This is a genomic window from Halococcus sp. IIIV-5B (genome assembly GCF_003602035.1).
GTDB lineage: Archaea > Halobacteriota > Halobacteria > Halobacteriales > Halococcaceae > Halococcus > Halococcus salsus.
Map to the genome: position 1 here is coordinate 1 of NZ_QZWE01000072.1, position 584 is coordinate 584.

1 protein-coding gene is annotated in these 584 nt (G+C 57.4%); it reads right to left on the reverse strand.

What is annotated here, in order from left to right; translation table 11 throughout:
• Positions 1 to 271 precede the first annotated feature (271 nt).
• Positions 272 to 584 (reverse strand): hypothetical protein (locus tag D3261_RS20165; protein WP_158589423.1); only part of this gene is annotated, 313 nt, incomplete at its 5' end.

A 584-nucleotide genomic window follows, 5' to 3' on the forward strand; every position in this document is an offset into this window, starting at 1 on the left:
GACTAATTGGTCTTGGGGGGTGTGTCCAATAGATTCAAGTGACAGCGTTGCGCGCATAGCAATAGCTCACCAAAAACAACCGCGTGGGCCGGGAGTGGTAGGAACACTCCCGAAACCGAGGAACCAGTTTGCCTCTATGACCACAGACAGAGCCACCGGTATTGAAACTACCGGACCGACCGACGACGAATCGGATGACCAGACAACCCAGCTTCTGCACCGTGTTGAAGCCCTTGAAGCCGAAAAAGCTCAGCTAGAGGAGCGATTCGAGTCAGAGCTCGATGACGTTCGTTCCGAGCTCGACGAGACCAAGCAGCAGCATCGCGAGGATCGTCATGCTCTCGCGCGCGAGAATCACGAGCTTCGCCAATCTCAGCAACAGCTCGAAGAACGCGCCACCAAAGCTGAGGAGAAGGACAGCTACCTCCTTGACGATATCCTCGACCTCGAAAACCAGCTCGCGGATCTGGAGGAGGGTTCTCCCGGGTCCGAAGCAGGGGGTGACGCCGCCGAAACCGCCGTCCAGCATCAGGATCTCACGCCTATCGAGCGTCTCTCCATCATGGATGCCGAAGACACCGGGA